Annotated in this window: 13 protein-coding genes and 1 tRNA gene; 6 read left to right on the top strand and 8 right to left on the bottom strand. The window is 68.8% G+C overall.

Annotated features, from left to right (window positions below; genetic code table 11):
* Positions 1-72 precede the first annotated feature (72 nt).
* The 4 genes from efeO (at position 73) to ABIB25_RS06915 (ending at position 3,805) form a co-directional block, all read left to right on the top strand.
* On the top strand, positions 73-1,386 hold the full coding sequence (gene efeO / locus ABIB25_RS06930) for an iron uptake system protein EfeO (RefSeq protein ID WP_354527696.1): 1,314 nt from the start codon (positions 73-75) through the stop codon (positions 1,384-1,386).
* 22 nt (positions 1,387-1,408) lie between these two features.
* On the top strand, positions 1,409-2,845 hold the full coding sequence (gene efeB / locus ABIB25_RS06925) for an iron uptake transporter deferrochelatase/peroxidase subunit (RefSeq protein ID WP_354527695.1): 1,437 nt from the start codon (positions 1,409-1,411) through the stop codon (positions 2,843-2,845).
* 237 nt (positions 2,846-3,082) lie between these two features.
* Positions 3,083-3,679 (top strand): helix-turn-helix domain-containing protein, encoded by a 597-nt coding sequence (locus ABIB25_RS06920; protein WP_354527694.1) that lies wholly within the window; start codon positions 3,083-3,085, stop codon positions 3,677-3,679.
* 53 nt (positions 3,680-3,732) lie between these two features.
* Positions 3,733-3,805: transfer RNA gene (locus ABIB25_RS06915), tRNA-Thr, on the top strand.
* Positions 3,806-3,847: 42 nt separating this feature from the next.
* Here the strand turns inward: ABIB25_RS06915 and ABIB25_RS06910 are convergent.
* Complete coding sequence (locus ABIB25_RS06910) at positions 3,848-6,181, bottom strand: bifunctional lysylphosphatidylglycerol flippase/synthetase MprF (RefSeq protein WP_354527693.1); 2,334 nt, start codon at positions 6,179-6,181, stop codon at positions 3,848-3,850.
* Positions 6,182-6,493: 312 nt separating this feature from the next.
* On the opposite strand from ABIB25_RS06910, the gene ABIB25_RS06905 reads away from it, so the two are divergent.
* Complete coding sequence (locus ABIB25_RS06905; RefSeq protein WP_354527692.1) at positions 6,494-6,622, top strand: hypothetical protein; 129 nt, start codon at positions 6,494-6,496, stop codon at positions 6,620-6,622.
* A gap of 4 nt (positions 6,623-6,626) precedes the next feature.
* The gene (locus ABIB25_RS06900) at positions 6,627-9,986 is read left to right on the top strand and encodes an AfsR/SARP family transcriptional regulator (RefSeq protein WP_354527691.1); all 3,360 of its coding nucleotides are present in this window, start codon (positions 6,627-6,629) and stop codon (positions 9,984-9,986) included.
* A gap of 55 nt (positions 9,987-10,041) precedes the next feature.
* Here the strand turns inward: ABIB25_RS06900 and ABIB25_RS06895 are convergent, their stop codons facing one another.
* The 7 genes from ABIB25_RS06895 to ABIB25_RS06865 form a co-directional block, all read right to left on the bottom strand.
* Positions 10,042-10,878 (bottom strand): ABC transporter permease, encoded by an 837-nt coding sequence (locus tag ABIB25_RS06895; RefSeq protein WP_354527690.1) that lies wholly within the window; start codon positions 10,876-10,878, stop codon positions 10,042-10,044.
* A complete protein-coding gene (locus ABIB25_RS06890; RefSeq protein ID WP_354527689.1) occupies positions 10,875-11,828 on the bottom strand; it encodes an ATP-binding cassette domain-containing protein in 954 nt (317 codons plus the stop codon). Before ABIB25_RS06890 ends, ABIB25_RS06895 begins: the two co-directional genes overlap by 4 nt.
* A 222-nt stretch (positions 11,829-12,050) precedes the next feature.
* Positions 12,051-12,422 (bottom strand): hypothetical protein, encoded by a 372-nt coding sequence (locus ABIB25_RS06885; RefSeq protein WP_354527688.1) that lies wholly within the window; start codon positions 12,420-12,422, stop codon positions 12,051-12,053.
* Between the two features lie 123 nt (positions 12,423-12,545).
* On the bottom strand, positions 12,546-12,971 hold the full coding sequence (locus ABIB25_RS06880; protein ID WP_354527687.1) for a hypothetical protein: 426 nt from the start codon (positions 12,969-12,971) through the stop codon (positions 12,546-12,548).
* Positions 12,968-13,558 (bottom strand): SigE family RNA polymerase sigma factor, encoded by a 591-nt coding sequence (locus tag ABIB25_RS06875; RefSeq protein WP_354527686.1) that lies wholly within the window; start codon positions 13,556-13,558, stop codon positions 12,968-12,970. Before ABIB25_RS06875 ends, ABIB25_RS06880 begins: the two co-directional genes overlap by 4 nt.
* 189 nt (positions 13,559-13,747) lie before the next feature.
* Positions 13,748-15,124 carry a hypothetical protein gene (locus ABIB25_RS06870; RefSeq protein WP_354527685.1) on the bottom strand — a complete coding sequence of 459 codons (1,377 nt, stop codon included), beginning with the start codon at positions 15,122-15,124 and terminating at the stop codon, positions 13,748-13,750.
* A 105-nt stretch (positions 15,125-15,229) separates the two neighbouring features.
* A complete protein-coding gene (locus ABIB25_RS06865) occupies positions 15,230-16,132 on the bottom strand; it encodes a cellulase family glycosylhydrolase (protein ID WP_354527684.1) in 903 nt (300 codons plus the stop codon).
* Positions 16,133-16,308 lie beyond the last annotated feature (176 nt).

The following is a 16,308-nucleotide window of genomic DNA, read 5'->3' as shown; positions in this document are numbered from 1 at the left end:
GCCGGTAGCACTACCGAAGCACCACACTTCTGCCCCTGTGACAGACCAGCCCATTCCAGTAGGAGCCACTTGATGTTCTTCTTGCGACGCGATCGACCCGGCCGCACGGCCGCCGCCACCTCGGTGCTGGCCGCCGGTGCCCTGTTGCTCTCCGCGTGCGGGTCCGGCTCCACCTCGGCAGCCTCCACGGGGGCCGGGTCGGCCGCTGCCGGCTCCGCGGTCGTCGGCCCGTCGGCGAGTGCGAACTCCGGGACCGAGTCCTCTGGTGCTGTCGCCACGAGTCCGGCCTCCAGTGCGGTCGCGAGTGGACCGACCACGGTGTCGATCAGCATCACCGACGCCAAGGGGTGCGTCGCGACGCCGGACACCGTCCCGGCCGGAGCGGTGACCTTCGACGTCGAGAACCTGGACGCCACCGGCATCACCGAGCTGGAGCTGATCTCCGCGCAGCGGATCGTCGGCGAGCGGGAGAACCTGACCCCCGGCTTTTCGAGCACGTTCACCGTCAAGGTCGATGGCGGGTCCTACCAGATCTACTGCCCGGGCGGGGCGACCGAGAAGATCCCGTTCACCGTCACCGGCAAGGCTGCCGCGACGAACGCCGGCAGTTCGCTCGCCACTTTGCTGCAGCAGGCCGCCGTCGACTACGGCACCTACGTGGACAACCAGATCGAGTTCCTCATCCCGCCGGTCGAGGAACTGGTCGACGCGATCAAGGCCGACAACCTCCGGGCCGCGCAGGAGGCCTACGCCAAGGCCTGCCCGTTCTACGAGCGCATCGAGCCCGTCGCGGAGTCCTTCCCTGACCTCGACTCCGCCATCGACCTCCGTATCGGCGACGTCGAGGCCGGCACCGAGTGGACCGGGTTCCACCCCATCGAGAAGGCCCTGTTCGTCACCAGGTCGACGAAGGGTCTGAGCGCTCTGGGCGACAAGCTGCTGGTCGACGTCGAAGACCTGCAGACGAAGGCGAAGGCACTCTCGGCGGCCACCGTGGCGGACAACGGCAAGGGCTACCAGCCGTTCGAGATCGCCAATGGCGCTTCGGGTCTGCTCGACGAGGTCCTGAAGTCCAAGATCACCGGCGAGGAAGAGGCGTACTCGCGCATCGACCTGCTCGACTTCCAGGCCAACGTCGAGGGTTCGCTGCAGGCGTTCGCCACCCTGCAGCCGGCGCTGGACGACATCGACCCGACCCTGGTCCCGACCATCTCGGCCAAGTTCGACGCCTTGTCGACCGCGCTCGACGCCTACCGTGACAGCAAGGCCCTCGGCGGCTGGACGCCCTACCCGGACCTGACGGCGGCGGACAAGAAGAAGCTGACCGACGCCCTGCTCGCGGTGCAGGAACCGATGTCGGCCATCTCGGCGAAGATCACCAAGTAAGTTCCAGCGAGTAAGAGGAATCATGGCTCAGGGCAACACCGCACAGCCGCACCCCGGCGCACAGGCATCCGCTGATGCTGGATCGTCCGGCTCGGCCCTACCGGTCGGGGCGGAAGCTGCGCAGCAGCGGCAGCCAGGACCGAGCCGGCGCAGGTTCTTCGGGACCGCGGCGGCCTCGGCGGCGGTGGCCCTGGTCGCGGGCGGCGGTGTCGGCTACGGCATCAGGGCCGGCCGCGACGACTCGAAGACGATCGCCGCAACGACCAGGAGCCCAACGGCAGCAACGAGGGTGGGCGCCTCGGCAGCGCCGGCTGGTGGCGCGACCACCGACCGTTCGATGCTGGAGGTGCCGTTCTACGGGGCCCGTCAGGCCGGGGTGACCACCGCTGCCCAGGAGCGGCTGATGTTCGCCTCCCTGGACATGACCAGCGCCGATCCCCAGGACCTGCAGTTCCTGCTCGGCCGGTGGGCGGCGCTCGCGGCCCGGTTCACCTCGGGTGAGTCGGTCAGCTCGTCACCCGACAAGCAGGCCCAGCCGCCGTTCGACTCCGGCGAGGCCCTTGACTCGGGGCCCTACTCGCTGAGCATCACGGTCGGTCTCGGCGCCTCGTTGTTCGACAGGCGTTTCGGAATCGCCGACAAGATGCCGGCCGCGCTGGAACCACTGGGGACCATCCCGGGGGACGCCGTCATGCAACCCGAACTGACCGGCGGGGACCTCTGCATCCAGGCCTGCGCGGACGACCCGCAGGTGGTGTTCCACGCCATCCGCAACATGGTGAGAGCGGCCCGGGGCACCGCGGTGCTGCGCTGGTCGCAGCTCGGGTTCGGGCGGGCCTCTGCGACCGGCGCCGGCCAGACCACCCCGCGCAACCTGATGGGTTTCAAGGATGGCACCAACAACATCCACGCAGATGACGTCGGCGCCACCAAGGACTACGTCTGGGTCGGCGACGAGACCGACCAGCCGTGGATGAAGAACGGGTCGTACCTGGTGGCCAGGAAGATCCGGATGGAGATCGAGTCCTGGGACACCGACGAACTCTCGGACCAGGAGAAGATCTTCGGCCGCACGAAGGTGAACGGTGATCCGTTGACCGGCGGCACCGAGTTCACCCCGATCGACTTCGAGAAGAGCTCGGCCGGCGGCACCCCGGTGATCGACAAGCTCTCCCACGTCCGGTTGGCCTCGCCACATGGGAACGGCGGTGTGCGACTGCTCCGCCGCGGCTACAACTACACGGACGGCCAGGATCCGAACACCGGCAAGCTTGCGGCCGGACTTTTCTTCATGGCCTACCAGCGCAATCCGCACACCCAGTTCAAGGTGCTGCAGTCAAGACTGGGTTCCGCTGACCTGCTCAACGAATACATCGCCCACATCGGCGGCGGCATCTGGGCCTGTCCCCCCGGAGTGGCCGCGGCCGGCGACTGGTTCGGCAAGGCGATCTTCGCCTGATCATCGGTGGTTGGTCGCATTCGGTCCGCAACGTTCGATTTCCGGCGATGGGCCGGACGTGCCCGGAAGCATATCTTGTGCAAGGCGAAAGACGCAGGGCTCACACACAGTAGTGAGATGCGCAATTCCGCTGCTCCGAAAGGGTGTTGTTCGATCTCCCATGTGCTTAGATCAGGAGTCGCCGTTTACAGGCGGCCACCCCGACGGCGGGTGAGCGACCAGCATCGGAGAATTCGGATGAGCCAGGCCGTCGACTCTTGGTCGAAGGAGATGTTCGCGGCCGCAGTGTGCCGGCTCCTCCGCGACTCCCGACGGGCCCAGAAGCTCACCCAGGCCCAGGTCGCGGCCCGCACCGGTGGACTGATCTCCAAGGCTGCCCTGGCCAACTACGAGACCGGCCATCGGTCCCTCCGGGTCGACGTGCTGTGGGTCATCGCCAAGGCGCTCGGCGAGAACATCGGCAACCTGGTGGCGAATGCCGAACGAGGCATCGGCCACCGGCAGGACGCTGACGGCGGCAGTCCGATCACCATCGACATCGAGGAGATGCGGGAGAACGGCGACGAACGCCTCAGCTCGGTCCGTCGGTGGATCGAACTGCAGCAGACCGCCCGTCAATCATCCGGTGGCGTGATGACGCTCGACACCGGCGCCATCGCCGCTCTCTCTTCGCTGATGGGTGTGACGCCCCCTGAATGCCGGACGATCCTCATGACCGTGGCCGGCCGTTTCGACACCAACGGGACGGCGGACCGACCGGTCGCCATGGTTCCCGCCCAAGTCAGCCGCACCCCGGAGCGCACGGGCCATTCGTCGGAACCGACACCCGTCTGACGAACCGTCGTCGGCGACTAGGCTTTGCTTCGGCCGGTTCACCACCGTCCACTGCCGCCGTGGCGCAATTGGTAGCGCACCGCACTTGTAATGCGGGGGTTAGGGGTTCAAGTCCCCTCGGCGGCTCGAATTCGATCGCAGGTCAGGTCTGACCGCCGCGCCCCCGAGCTAGCCGGCGACGGGCGTGTGGGGCCTCGTCCGGAGGCCGCGCACGAGGTCGGCCATCTGCCGGGTGTCCAGGTCGGGCAGATAGGCCCGTCCGATGGCCACCGAGATCGCCAGCAGGTCGGACGGGCTGGCGTACATCAGGTACACCGGACGGAACTCCGGGTGGAACTTGGCCTTGAACGCCAGCAGCGAGCGAAAGCCGTAGGTCGGTTCCAGCAGCCGCGACATCAGATCCAGCGTGCGGTCCAGCATGGTGCGCGGCCCGGTCTGCGGCGTGCGGCGGGCCAGCGGTGCGACCGACATGCTCAACACCTCGTAGCCCTCGTCGGCGAAGATCACCGCGCTCTCGGCGATGAGGAACTCCATGACGGGGCGGAAGCCGTCCGGCCGGCGCCGCATCAGGTCGAGGGTCCAGCCGACGACCTCGCCGTCGCGGTGGATGGGCAGCCAGGTGGTGACGCCCTGCACGACGCCGGCGGCGTCGACGGCCAGGTGGGTGCGCATCTCCGGATCCCTGGCATGCGCGAGAGTGCCGAGGGTGAAGCCCATCTCGGGCATCGGCTTGCGCAGCACCCACTCCCTCGAGATCTCCTCGATCTGTTCGACCAGTGCCGGGGACAGGTCGGACAGCCGACCGCCGGTCACCGTGATGCCTTCGCGGGCGGCCCGGTTGCGGGCGGTCCGGACGTCCTGCCAGCTCTTGCCGACGAAGTTGAGGTCGGCCAGGTCGACCATTGTGTCCTCGCCGATCTGGGTGGACCGCCAGCCCGGAGCGGAGTCGCGCAGAGCGGGCGTTGCGGCGAACCAGCAGGGCGTCCAGCCGGCGTACTGGCAGAACTGCCGGAAGCCGGAAGATGCCTCCGGGAAGGAACTCTCGGGCCCGACCGGGTCGCCGATGGCGATGGCGACGGTGCCGACGACGCAGTAGCTGATCGCGACCTGTCCGTCCTTGGTGGTCCAGGTGCTGAACGCCGGCCACGTGCGCATCCACCCGATGGAACCGCCGCCGTGATGGCGCAGCAACTGGCCGAGGGTGTCCCGCGGACCGCACTCGGGACCGCGATCGGCCTTGAGGAACGGCACCAGCAGCCAGATCAGGACGAGGGCCCAGAGGACGGCGGCTGCATTCAGCACCATTCGGCTGGTCGGGTCGGTGACCCGCAGCGGGCCGGAGGTGAAGGTGAGGCGCGACATGGCCTGTCGGACGATGTCGAAGGAATCCGGTGCGGGCTGCAGCGCGTTTCGCTGGCTCCAGACGAGGGCCACGGACATGCACGCGAAGACGGACAACGCCAGCACCACGCGACGGATGCTCTTCGCCGCAAAGCCTTCCGGGGTCCGCCAGCTCCAGGCGTTTCGGTAGACGACCAGGAGGGCCAGGACGACGACGCAGCAGAGGGCGTCGGTGGTGCGCACCATCCCGCGGCTGTTGAGCACCGTGTTGAGCAGGACGGCGGTGGTGCCGAAGCCGGCGATCCACCAGGCGGCAGCACGGCCACGACGGAGACCGTCTGCCACCAGCAGCGCGACGACGAGTTCGAGGACGACGACCGGCAGGTTGTGCATCGGGGTGTGGCTGGGCTGGCCGGACCCGAAGATGCCACCCATCCCGGGGTAGATCGACTCGACCAGGTTGGCCACCGCGACGGTGGCGATCACCAGCGCGACACCGGAACGGATGTTGACCGGCGCGATGTGCGGCATCCGCAGGGTGAGGTGGCGGCGTCCGGCGATCCGCGGCCCGACGCCGAGGCCGGTGAGGAACGCGATCAGGTGCTCGACGTCCCACAGCAGCCCCGACTTCATCACCAGGACGGACAGGTAGGTCAGGGCGACCAGCCGTGAACGCCGGGCCATGGCCGGGTGCATCAGGGCGGTGGCCGCGCCGAGCACGCCGATCGCGCCGGCGGACAGGCCCAGGTCGACCTGGGTCGCGGCCTGCGCGGCCCACGGCCAGGCCCCATCGGCCAACGGCAACAGGAGCACCGCGGTCAGCATGGTGCCGGCCAGTTGGGCGCCGATGAAGACGGCGGCGGCCCGCAGCGACCCCACCTTGCGTTCGTAGCGGGACAGCCCGCACGCCAGCAGCAGCCCGACCACCGGGTAGAACTCGGGGCGGGGGAGCACCATGGCGCCGGCGCCGAAGGTCCACCAGTGCCGCAGAGCGATCTGCGGGGTGCCGTAGGACAACGACTGGAGCAGGTCGGAGTCCGGAGCGGCCGGGTGCCACAAGGTCCGCGTGGCGATGCCCATGCCGATCATGAGTGCGATCATCGCGGCGGTGAAGGGCACGGCCCGGACGGTCAGCAGCACGGCCTTCGACGTGTTCGTCATCGCGGTCGCCAAGCCAGCACGGAGGAACGGTCGCGGGGCTGCGACGGGGGGTTGAACGCTCTGCTGGGATGACACGATTGCTCCTGATTCGGTAGGCCATTGGTGGTGGCCCGGGTAGGCGCGTTCCCCACCGCTGTGGGAAATGAATGAACGTGTGCCCGGTGTTTCGTCCGACTGCAAGAGGCACCCACGCCGCCTTCTGATGCGTGAATTCTCATCCATGGTTCCCGGCATTCGGGTGAAACAGGACAAAGTTCGCTCTCTAGGGCGGTCGTTCCGACGACCTCACCGAACGTGAGGGAATTCAGTCGAATGGATCACTCTCTGGGAACGGCCTGCGCCCGCTCCGGGCTGGCCGGCGCCGGCTCCGAGATCGGCGGGCGACAGCGGACAGCAGGCCGGGCGCACCGCAGGCTGGGCTACCGGGGTCTGGCACAGTGATCTGATGCAGCCGAGCGGTTCCGCCGAGTTCGGGATCCTCGGGCCGCTGGAGGTCCGAGTGGGGGCGGCTCGCCCGGTGATCGCGGGTTCGCGACTGCGTCGGCTGCTGGTCCGGCTGGCGGTCGACGCCGGAGCCACCGTTCCGCTCGGCGAGCTGCTCGACGCCGTCTGGCCGGGTGGGTCCAAGCCCGAAGGCGTGGCCAATGCCACGCAGTCGCTGGTCTCGCGGCTCCGCCGGGCGCTCGGAGATCCTGGGTTGCTGCAGCAGTCGTCCGGCGGGTACCGACTGGCCGTCGACCCCGGTCAGGTCGACGCCCACCGGTTCGGCCGGCTGGCCGCCCGGGGTCGCGAAGAGTTGCGCAGTGGGGAGACGCAGGACGCGCTGACCACCATCGAGTCAGCGCTCGCCCTGTGGAGGGGTTCGGCGTTGGCCGATGCCGACGATGCGAGCTACGCCGACCCGGTGGTGGCCCGGCTCAACGAACAACGCGTGCAGGCCAACGGCGACCTCTTCGACGCCCACATCCGGCTGGGGCGTAGCGCCGACGTGGTGGCCCGGCTGGAGGAGCTGGCCAGCGCGGATCCGCTGCAGGAGGCCTTCACCGGACAGTTGATGACGGCGCTGGCAGCGGCCGGCCGCTCGGCCGAGGCGCTCGCCGCCTACGAGAGGCTGAGGCTGCGGCTGGCGGAGGAACTCGGCGTCGATCCCGACGTTCGGCTCCAGGAGCAGCATCTGGCTCTGTTGCGGGGCGAACTGGGCGCGTCCGGCGTGGGCATTGACGATCGCGGGCCGGCATCGAACCGTCCGGCGGTCCCTGATCCGGTCGGTCTGCCGACCAACATCCGGGTGGCGTTGACCAGCTTCATCGGTCGGGAGGCCGAACTGCAGCGGATCTGCGGGTTGCTCGCCTCCGGACGGCTGACGACCATCATCGGCCCGGGCGGTGCGGGTAAGACCCGACTCGCCGCCCAGGCCGCGGCGGCCTGGATCCGCGGGCCGTCCCCGGTCCCGGATGTCGGTGTCGGTGTCGGTGCACCAGCTTCCTTGGCCCGCGCCGCCGGCGGAGCAAACCGTCTTGCTGCCGGCGGGATCTCGATGGTCGAGCTGGCCCCGATCACGCAGGCGTCGGCCATCCCGCTCGCCATGCTGTCCGCTCTCGGTCTTCGTGAGCCCAAGCTGCTGGATCGGACCATCGAGCGCGCCGCTCGCGATTCGATCGACCGCCTGCTGGAATCCCTGGAAGGCGCGACGGTCCTGCTGATCATGGACAACTGCGAGCACCTCATCGGACCGGTGGCAGATCTGCTGGACATGCTGCTCGCGCGGTGTCCCGGGGTCCGCGTGCTCGCCACCAGCCGCGAACCGCTGGGAATCGTCGGCGAGTCGATCTGCGTCATCCCGCCACTCGGCCTCCCCCCGGTCGGCGCGACCGCCTCTGTTGCCATCGAGTACCCGGCCGTCCAACTGCTCGCCGAACGGGCCTCCGCGGTGAGTGCCGGCTTTCGCGTCGACGAAGGCACGGTCGTCGACGTCGTCGAGGTCGTTCGCCGGCTCGACGGTCTGCCGCTGGCCATCGAGCTGGCGGCCGCTCGCCTCCGGGTCCTCCCGGTGTCGGAGATCGCGCTCCGCCTCGGCGATCGGTTCAGGTTGCTGAGCGGTGGCAACCGCACCGCGATGCCGCGACACCGCACGCTACGGGCCGTCGTCGAGTGGAGCTGGGATCTGCTGACGTCGCCCGAACGGCTTCTTGCGGAACGATTGTCGGTGTTCCCGGCCGGGGCCACCGAGGACGCGGCGGGCGACGTCTGTTCGGATGATGCGCTTCTGCGCGAAGATGTCCCGGCCCTGCTGCTCTCGCTCGTCGACAAGTCGCTGCTCCAGGTGATGTCGGACTCTCCGTTGCGTTTCCGGATGCTCGAGACCATCCGGGAGTACGGCATCGAGCGCCTGGCCGAGCGCGGCGAGGCGCTGGCGGCCCGGACCGCGCACGCGATCTTTTTCGCGGATCTTGCGACCCGGATCGAGCCGACGCTGCGGACGCGAGATCAGTTGGCGGCCATGGCAATCCTCGATGCCGAGCAGGACAACCTGGTGGCCGCGCTTCGATTTCTGGGTGACTCCGGTGATCTGGACCGATCGATCCTCCTCGGCCTCTCGCTCGTCTGGCACTGGAACTCGACGGGCAGCCACATCGAGATCATCACGTGGATGGATTTCCTGCTGACCCTCGACGGCGGCACGGGACATCGCTGGTCGCTGTACCTCAGGGCGGCCCGCGCGATGTCGATGATTTCGTCCTTCTCGGCCGACGATCCCGGCCGCGGAGCGGACGGTCAGACCGAATTTGCCCTGTTGGCCGCCGAACTGGCGGATGCGCCGGTGCCACCGTGGCCGGCCCTGGTCATCCTCGGGCCGATCCTCGCCTTCTTCGGTGGCGACGAGAAGCTGGCGCTGCGGCTCGCCGAGGGACCTCTCGCGTCCGAGGACCCGTGGATCAGAGCCGCCATCCGCACCATGCGGGCGAGTTCCGCTGAGAACAGGGGCGACCTCGTCGAGATGCGCGACGACGTCGAGGAGGCACTGGCGGATTTCGAGAGCATCGGCGAACGGTGGGGCCTGTCGACGACCCTGAATTCCCGGGCCTGGATCCGCACCCTGGACGGTGATCTGCCGGGCGCCATCTCCGACTACGAAAGAGCCCTTGTCCATCTGCAGGCGCTCGGCGGGCACGACGACGACCTGATCGTCCACCTGCGGCTGGGTGGATTGCGGCTGCGGACCGGTGAGATCGACGCGGCGAGGAGGAGTCTCCGGGCCGCTCGCGGTGTCGGTACGGGTGGTGTTTTCGATGCGTTGCGCCAGATCCTCACCGACCTGTCCGAGATCGGGATCCGGGTGGTCGAGGGTGATCTCGCCGGCGCCACGATGATCTCCGAGGTACTGCGACAGCAGGTTCAGGGCGGCGGCTACGTACCGAGCATGCGCGGCCACATCGAGGCGCTGGTGCACTCGTGTACCGCTTCGGTGGCCCTGCTCCGCGGTGAGATCGACTCTGCACTGGTAGATCTCGCAATTGCCTATCCGGCGTCGCAGGCGTCGAAGGACATGCCGATCGTAGCGGTGATGGGCGTGGTCGTCAGCCAGCTCGCCGCCACCAGGGGGAAGTGGCGTGACGCCGCCGTCATGCTGGGGGCAAGTGCGCGGCTGCGCGGTGGTGACGACTTCACCGACGTGGTGATCACCCGCCTGGTCGCCGAGTGCCGGGTGGCGATCGGCCCGGAGTTCGACGATGCCTATCTGGAGGGGAAGTTGCTGGCCCTCGAAGCTGCCATCGTCGTCCTGGATCCGGCGCCCTACAGCTGACTTTCGTCAGCCGCCGGGGCGGTGGCTTTCGTCAGCCGCAGGGCGCCAGACCCCTTCAGGCGCGGCGGCGGTAGCCACGGAGGGCGAGTGGCACGAAGACCGCCAGTAGCACACCCATCCAGCCGAACGTCCACAGCAGGTCCTTGGTCACCGGGCCGCCGACCAGCAGCCCGCGGACGGTGGACACCAGGTGCGAGAGCGGGTTGATCTCGACGAATGCCTGCAGCCACCCCGGCATCGTCGCGGGGTTCACGTAGGTGTTGGAGCCGAAACTCAACGGCAGGACGAGCAGGAACATGATGCCCTGCACCGAACCGGCGGTCCGGGCGATCATTCCGACCCAGACCGAGATCCAGCAGAAGCAGAGGGCGAAGGCGATGGCAAGGGCGATGGCGGCGATGGCGGCGACGACGTTGGTCTCGATCCGGAAGCCCATGAGGTAGCCGAATCCCAGGGTGATCACGCACAGGATCAGGTATCGCACGAAGTCGGCGACCACCGCGCCGACCAGCGGAGCCGAGCGGGCGATCGGCAGCGAGCGGAACCGGTCGAACACACCCTTCTCGATGTCGGCGTTCAGGTTCTGCCCGATGGCCACCCCCGCCATGGCGATCGACTGGGCCAACAGCCCCGGCAGCAGGAACTGCAGGTACTGGCCGGTGGATCCGCCCGCGATCGCGCCGCCGAAGATGTAGGTGAACAGGGCCAGGAAGATCACCGGCTGGACGGTGACGTCGATCAGGGCCTCCGGGGTGCGCAGCGTCTTGGTCAGACTGCGTTTGGCCAGGGCCAGGACGTGTCGGACAAAATTGTGCCCCGATGTCTGGTCGGTGCCGGAAGTCGTTGCCTTGTAGGTTGTCTCGGTCACGGACTTGACCATGGACGTTGTCATGCTGCGGTCTCCTCTGCGGAAGTTGCCTTGCCGGTGAGCGTCATGAAGACCTCGTCCAGGCTCGGGAGGTGGAGCGATAGTTCGGTGACGGAGATGCCGGCGGCACCCAGCTGGGACACGACGGCCGGCAGCGACTCTTCGCCGGGCACCGGCACGCTGAGCCGATTGCGCCCGGAGACAACGGGTGTCGCGCCGCCGACGCGGGCCAGGATGCTGTTGACCTCGTCGAGGCGGGTGATGTCCGTCGGCTGCACCTCGATCCGCTGCCCCCCGATCACCCGCTTCAGCCCGTCGGGGGTGTCGTGGGCGATCACCTTGCCGCGATCGATGACGCTGATCTCGTCGGCGAGGGCGTCGGCCTCCTCGAGGTACTGGGTGGTCAGCAGGACGGTGGAGCCGTCGGTGACCAACCGGCGCACCACTTCCCACATTTCCTCGCGCTTGGCGGGGTCGAGGCCGGTGGTCGGCTCGTCCAGGAAGATGACGCTGGGTCGGCCGACGAGGCTGGCGGCCAGGTCGAGGCGCCGCCGCATCCCGCCGGAGAAGGTCTTGGCGGTGCGTCCGGCCGCATCGGAGAGGTCGAACCATTCCAGCAGCTCCGCCGCCCTGGCCCTGGCGTCCCGGGTGGTCAGATTCAGCAGTTGGCCGATCAGCACCAGATTCTGGGTACCGGTCAGGTCCTCGTCGACCGACGCGTACTGGCCCGTCAGCCCGATGGTCTGACGGACCTTGTGGGCGTCCTTCACGACGTCGTACCCGGCGATCGTCGCGCGTCCGGAGTCAGCGCGGAGCAGGGTGGCAAGCACCCTGACCGCAGTGGTCTTCCCGGCACCGTTGGGCCCGAGCACCCCGAGGACGGTGCCGGCCTTCGCGCTCAGATTCACACCGGCAAGCGCCTGCGTCTTGCCGAATCTCTTGGTGAGGCCCTCGGCCTCGATGATGTTGGTCATGCCAATTCTCCCTTGTCATGCTCCTACGGGAACCGGGCTCGTTCCCGGCGACTGGAGACCATGATTCGGGGATGTGCTGACGCGCCACGCACAACGGGCTGACACCGGATTGCTACTCGGTGTCAGCCCGTCTGGTCGTGCCGTTCGTGGTGCCCGGCGCTGCTGGGTGCCCGGGGTTGCTGGGTGCCCGGCGCTACTGGGCGCCCGAGGTTGCTGGGGTTGCTACCTGGTCGACGAAGCGGCCGGGGTGGCGAAGACGGTGGTGGTCGGTGCGTGCTTCGGGTCCACGGGGATCGAGGCGCCCGGCTTGGCGCTCACGGTGATCGTGCCGCCGTTCGGGTCCGGGGCGGACCCGGCCCCGCCGGGAGCCGGTGCGGTCGAGATGGTGAGGGTGGGGCGGGGAGCCTTCGGGTCCGGTTTTTCCACCGCGCCCGGCGCCACGGACTTGGTGACGACCACGCCGGCGGGGGGCGACACGGGCGACGTGCTCGGGGCAGAGGCTCCCGCACTCCCGCTGGTCAGGACGAGGACGAGTCCGGCCCCGGCCACCAACGAAGCGGCACTGGCCGCGATCTTCTGTCGCTTGCTGATCATCGTGATGTCTCCTAGGTCGTGGCGCCTTGTCGTAGCGCCTTGTCGCGGTTGCCGTGGCGATCGCCTGGTGCGTCTCGCTGCTGATGACACGCGTCCCGACGGGCTTCTGTTGCACCGCAGCTGCTATCCGCCCTGGCTGACGCTGCGCGTCGATGGTGTTGCGGAGGTGGAGACCGTCGATGCCGGGACGGTCGACGCTGGGGTGGTCAGGGGCGGGTTCACCGGCACCGGCGTTGACCGGACCGTGGTGGTCGGCGTCAGCCGGGTCGGGGTGGGAGTCGACTGCTCGGCGCTGGTGCTGACCTGGCTGCTCCGGCCCGGGCCGGGGCCGGCCGGAGGCGTGCTGGGGTTCGTCTGGCGGCCGACGAGGCTGACCACCACGATGACGACAGCGACGCAGGCCGCCACCACCGCGGGGCCGAGGATCGGTGACCGGTGGCGATGGTTCCGCAGCCCGCGGTCGCGGATGTCGGACATGGTGAGGCTGGACTCGACCCGCGCTGCACGCCGGTCGAGCATCTCCCGCAAACGTTCCTCGTCGTGGGTCATGGCTGTCCGTGTTCGATGGTCGGGGGTTCGATGGTCGGGGGTTCGGCTGTCGTGGGATCGGTCCTGCGTGCCTGCTGGTCGTCGCTGCCGACCCTGATGCGTGGCGCGTATTCGGTACGCAGGGCAGCGAGGCCCCGGCTGACGTGGGCCCGGACCGTGCCTTCGCGGCATCCCAGCACCGCAGCGATCTCGGGATCGGTGAGGTCCTGGTAGTACCGCATGATCACGGCCGCCCGCGGCCGGCTGGGGAGGGCCTGCAATCGTTGCCACAACTCGTCATCCGGGCGGTCGTACCAGGGGTCGAAGGACGAGTCGGGCAGATCGGTACCGGCACCGGTCGGGTGGATGTTCCGCGTGTTCCAGCGGCGGCGCCAGGACAGATGCTCGTTCGTCACGGCGCGGCGCGCGTAGGCCAGGATGTTCCCCTCGCCCGCCTGCACCTGATCCCACCGCAGATAGAGGCGGACCAGAACCTCCTGGACGATGTCCTCGCCCTGCGAGACCGAACCCGTCAGCAGAGCTGCGTAGCGCACCAGCCCGCGCTGCTCGAGACCGAAGAAGTCCTCGAAGGATCCTGCGCGCGTCATGCCGGTGGATCCTCCTGCCTCGGGTCGGTGGTCGGCCTGTGCTGTCCACGCGGTGGCCCGCCGTGTCGACACGGCGCTACCACCACTTCCACGCCGCCGGTGGCCCGGTTGTTGCATTCTTCCGGCAGCAAGCTCCGGGAATACCGTCCGGAAGGGGTACGTCAGCAAGGTAGGCAGTATCGCGGCAGCTCAGGCGCCGTCGAGGAAGTACCCCACCACGTCGGCGACCAGGGGTGTCGCACCGGCCGATCCGTTGTAGAGCTGGATCTTCCCGTCGACTCCGAGCGGCATGATGACGAGATCGGCGATGGTCCCGGCGGCGACGAAACCGAGAATTGACGTGCGGGGCCGCACGGAACCGGTCGGATGGGCAGTCAGATAGCCGTCGGCCGCCGGCGTGACGGCGGTGATGTTGACCATCACCGAGGAGGCGCCGGTCAGTGGAACACCCGCAACGCCGCCGACCTGGACCGAGATCTCGCCACTGGGCGGAACCGCCGCCGTTGCTCCCCGCGGGATCCTGGTGTCCAGCACACGGGTCGGGCCGATCGGCCGGAACGCCCCGGTCACGGTCGGCATGCCGGCCACGATGTAGCCGAAGAGATCGACCACGAACTGCGTGCGCCCGGCGGATCCGTTGTAGAGGTGGACCTTTCCGTCGGTACCCACCGGCACGAACACCACATTCGCCACGGTCTGTCCCGACACGAAGTTGAGAGTGGACGCCGTCGGTCGGGCGTCGCCGTAGACGGTGAGGTAGCCGGCCGCCTCCGGTGTGACCGCGGTGACGGTGAGCGCCACGGCCGCGACCTTCCCGGCGGGCAGCCCGCCACGGCCTGCGACCTGGAGTGCGATCGTGTCCCTGGCATCGACCGCGGCGTCGGTGCGGGTGCTCAGCAGGCGGGTGTCCAGCAGGCGGGTGGGCGCGAGCAGGCGCAGCGTGCCTGCGGTCGCGGCGGGACCGGCGTGGTAGTACCCGGCGACGTCGACGATCATCTGGGCTGTGCCCGCGGAGCCGTTGTACAGCAGGATCTTTCCGTCCGGGCCAACCGGGAGGACCATCAGGCCGGAGATGGTCCGCCCGCGGGGATGGTTGAGATTCGACGTTCCGGGACGAGCTGCACCAGAGGCAAACCCGGTGACGTAGCCGGTCCCGGTGGGCGCGGTGATCGTGACGTCAACGGCGACTGCGGACACACCATCGTTCGGCACGCCACCCCGCCCGCTGACCCGCACCGACAACGTGCCGCCGGCAGCCACAGGTCCACCCGTTGCACGGGTGTCGATCAATCGGGCCGGAAACATCGGGGTGAGGGTCCCCGCGGACGGCGCCGTGGGTGGCGGGCGGGCGAGCAGATGGGTCCGCACCGCGGTGCCAAGTGGCGCGCGGGGAGTCCCGTTGTCATTGGTGAGCAGCGCCAGGGGCTCCTCCGGCACCACCCACCACGCCCAGGCGAGGTAGCCGACGTCGTGGTTGTCGGCCCAGGTCATGTAGGTGTTGAGGTAGTCGGCCGTCCCGTCCTCCTCCCCGAACTCTCCGGTGACAACGGGGACAACCGCTGCCACCGGAGCGATCTCGGTGTTCTAGCAGGCGACATCGTCACAACGTTGACCGCGGTAGTTGTGGAACGAGGCCACCAGTTGGTCGTCGTTCGGACGGGAGGTGAGCCACTACCGCAGATCGTTGGAGTAGTCGAGTCCGCCCACCAGGATCGGAGCCGGCGCGCCGGCAGCGCGGATGGCCGACACGATCTGGGTCATTCCCGCGACCGTGTACGCCCGGCCGGAAAGCGTTGCCGTGTAGTCGTCCTCGATCGGAGCCTGGCATCCGCCGGACTTCCAGCACGACCAGGTCAGCAGGAATGTCGGGTTGTTGTCGTCGTACCGCGAGTACGGCTCGTTGAACGCATCGAACATCACGGAGCGGTTCGACTCGAAGGCCGCGGCCACCGACGACCAGAAGGTGACCGACCCGGCATCCGTCATGGCGCGCTGGCCCGACACCTGGGGGCCGCCGGTGGTCGACGAATGCAGGTCGAGGATCACCACCAGTCCGGCGGCGTTCAGCGCGGTCACGAAAGCGCCGACGGCGGCGCGGTATCCGGCGGCGGTACGGATGGTCGACCCTTCCGGGGCCGGTGAACCGTGGGTGCCCAACCAGCAGTCCTGGTTCAGCGGGACCCGCACGGTGTTCGCGTGCCAGGCCGCGATGGCCGCGGGTGCGGGGGTGGTGTCCCGCGAATAGCCCCATCCCTGCGCGCAGGCGTACTCGAAGCTCGGCCAGTTCACCCCGCGGGGCACGAAGATCGCGCCGGATCGGCTGTCCAGCAGATGGTTTCCCGACACCACCACGGTCGGCGCGGTCGACGCGACGGATGCGACAGGTCCGGTGGACGAGGCCGACGAGGCCGGCGCGGCTTGTGCGGCGGGCGCGGCTTGTGCGGCGGGTGCGGCCGGTGCGGCTTGGTTGGCGAGTGGCAGCGCCCGGGCCACCGCACCCGGCAGGATGGCCGATGAGCACACCAGGAGCACCACGACTGCGAGGAATGTGCGCCGCGGGTAGGTGACATGCACCGACTGATTCTCCGCGCCGACGACTGATCCGGGAATCCCCGGTACGAGCGGCCCGCGGTGCAGACGGACCAATGGCGGTCGCACCGAGGGTGAGATCGGCCCGACGCCTCCGGAGCCATGCGAGCACGCCCGTTTAGGCCCGATCGAGCCCGATACGATGAGATCTATGCCTGTTG

It is taken from the genome of Nakamurella sp. UYEF19 (genome assembly GCF_040546275.1).
In the GTDB taxonomy this organism is placed as follows: domain Bacteria; phylum Actinomycetota; class Actinomycetes; order Mycobacteriales; family Nakamurellaceae; genus Nakamurella.
The sequence above is the reverse complement of the archived record's forward strand: the minus strand, read 5'-3'. Positions and strand labels throughout refer to the sequence as shown.

Coding starts and splice junctions, on each gene's coding strand:
- ABIB25_RS06895 (WP_354527690.1), bottom strand. CDS start 10,878: ATGACAACGTCCATGGTCAAGTCCGTGACCGAGACAACCTACAAGGCA.
- ABIB25_RS06920 (WP_354527694.1), top strand. CDS start 3,083: ATGAGCCAGGCCGTCGACTCTTGGTCGAAGGAGATGTTCGCGGCCGCA.
- ABIB25_RS06890 (WP_354527689.1), bottom strand. CDS start 11,828: ATGACCAACATCATCGAGGCCGAGGGCCTCACCAAGAGATTCGGCAAG.
- efeO (WP_354527696.1), top strand. CDS start 73: ATGTTCTTCTTGCGACGCGATCGACCCGGCCGCACGGCCGCCGCCACC.
- efeB (WP_354527695.1), top strand. CDS start 1,409: ATGGCTCAGGGCAACACCGCACAGCCGCACCCCGGCGCACAGGCATCC.
- ABIB25_RS06910 (WP_354527693.1), bottom strand. CDS start 6,181: ATGACGAACACGTCGAAGGCCGTGCTGCTGACCGTCCGGGCCGTGCCC.
- ABIB25_RS06880 (WP_354527687.1), bottom strand. CDS start 12,971: ATGACCCACGACGAGGAACGTTTGCGGGAGATGCTCGACCGGCGTGCA.
- ABIB25_RS06885 (WP_354527688.1), bottom strand. CDS start 12,422: ATGATCAGCAAGCGACAGAAGATCGCGGCCAGTGCCGCTTCGTTGGTG.
- ABIB25_RS06900 (WP_354527691.1), top strand. CDS start 6,627: ATGCAGCCGAGCGGTTCCGCCGAGTTCGGGATCCTCGGGCCGCTGGAG.
- ABIB25_RS06905 (WP_354527692.1), top strand. CDS start 6,494: ATGGATCACTCTCTGGGAACGGCCTGCGCCCGCTCCGGGCTGGCCGGC.
- ABIB25_RS06875 (WP_354527686.1), bottom strand. CDS start 13,558: ATGACGCGCGCAGGATCCTTCGAGGACTTCTTCGGTCTCGAGCAGCGC.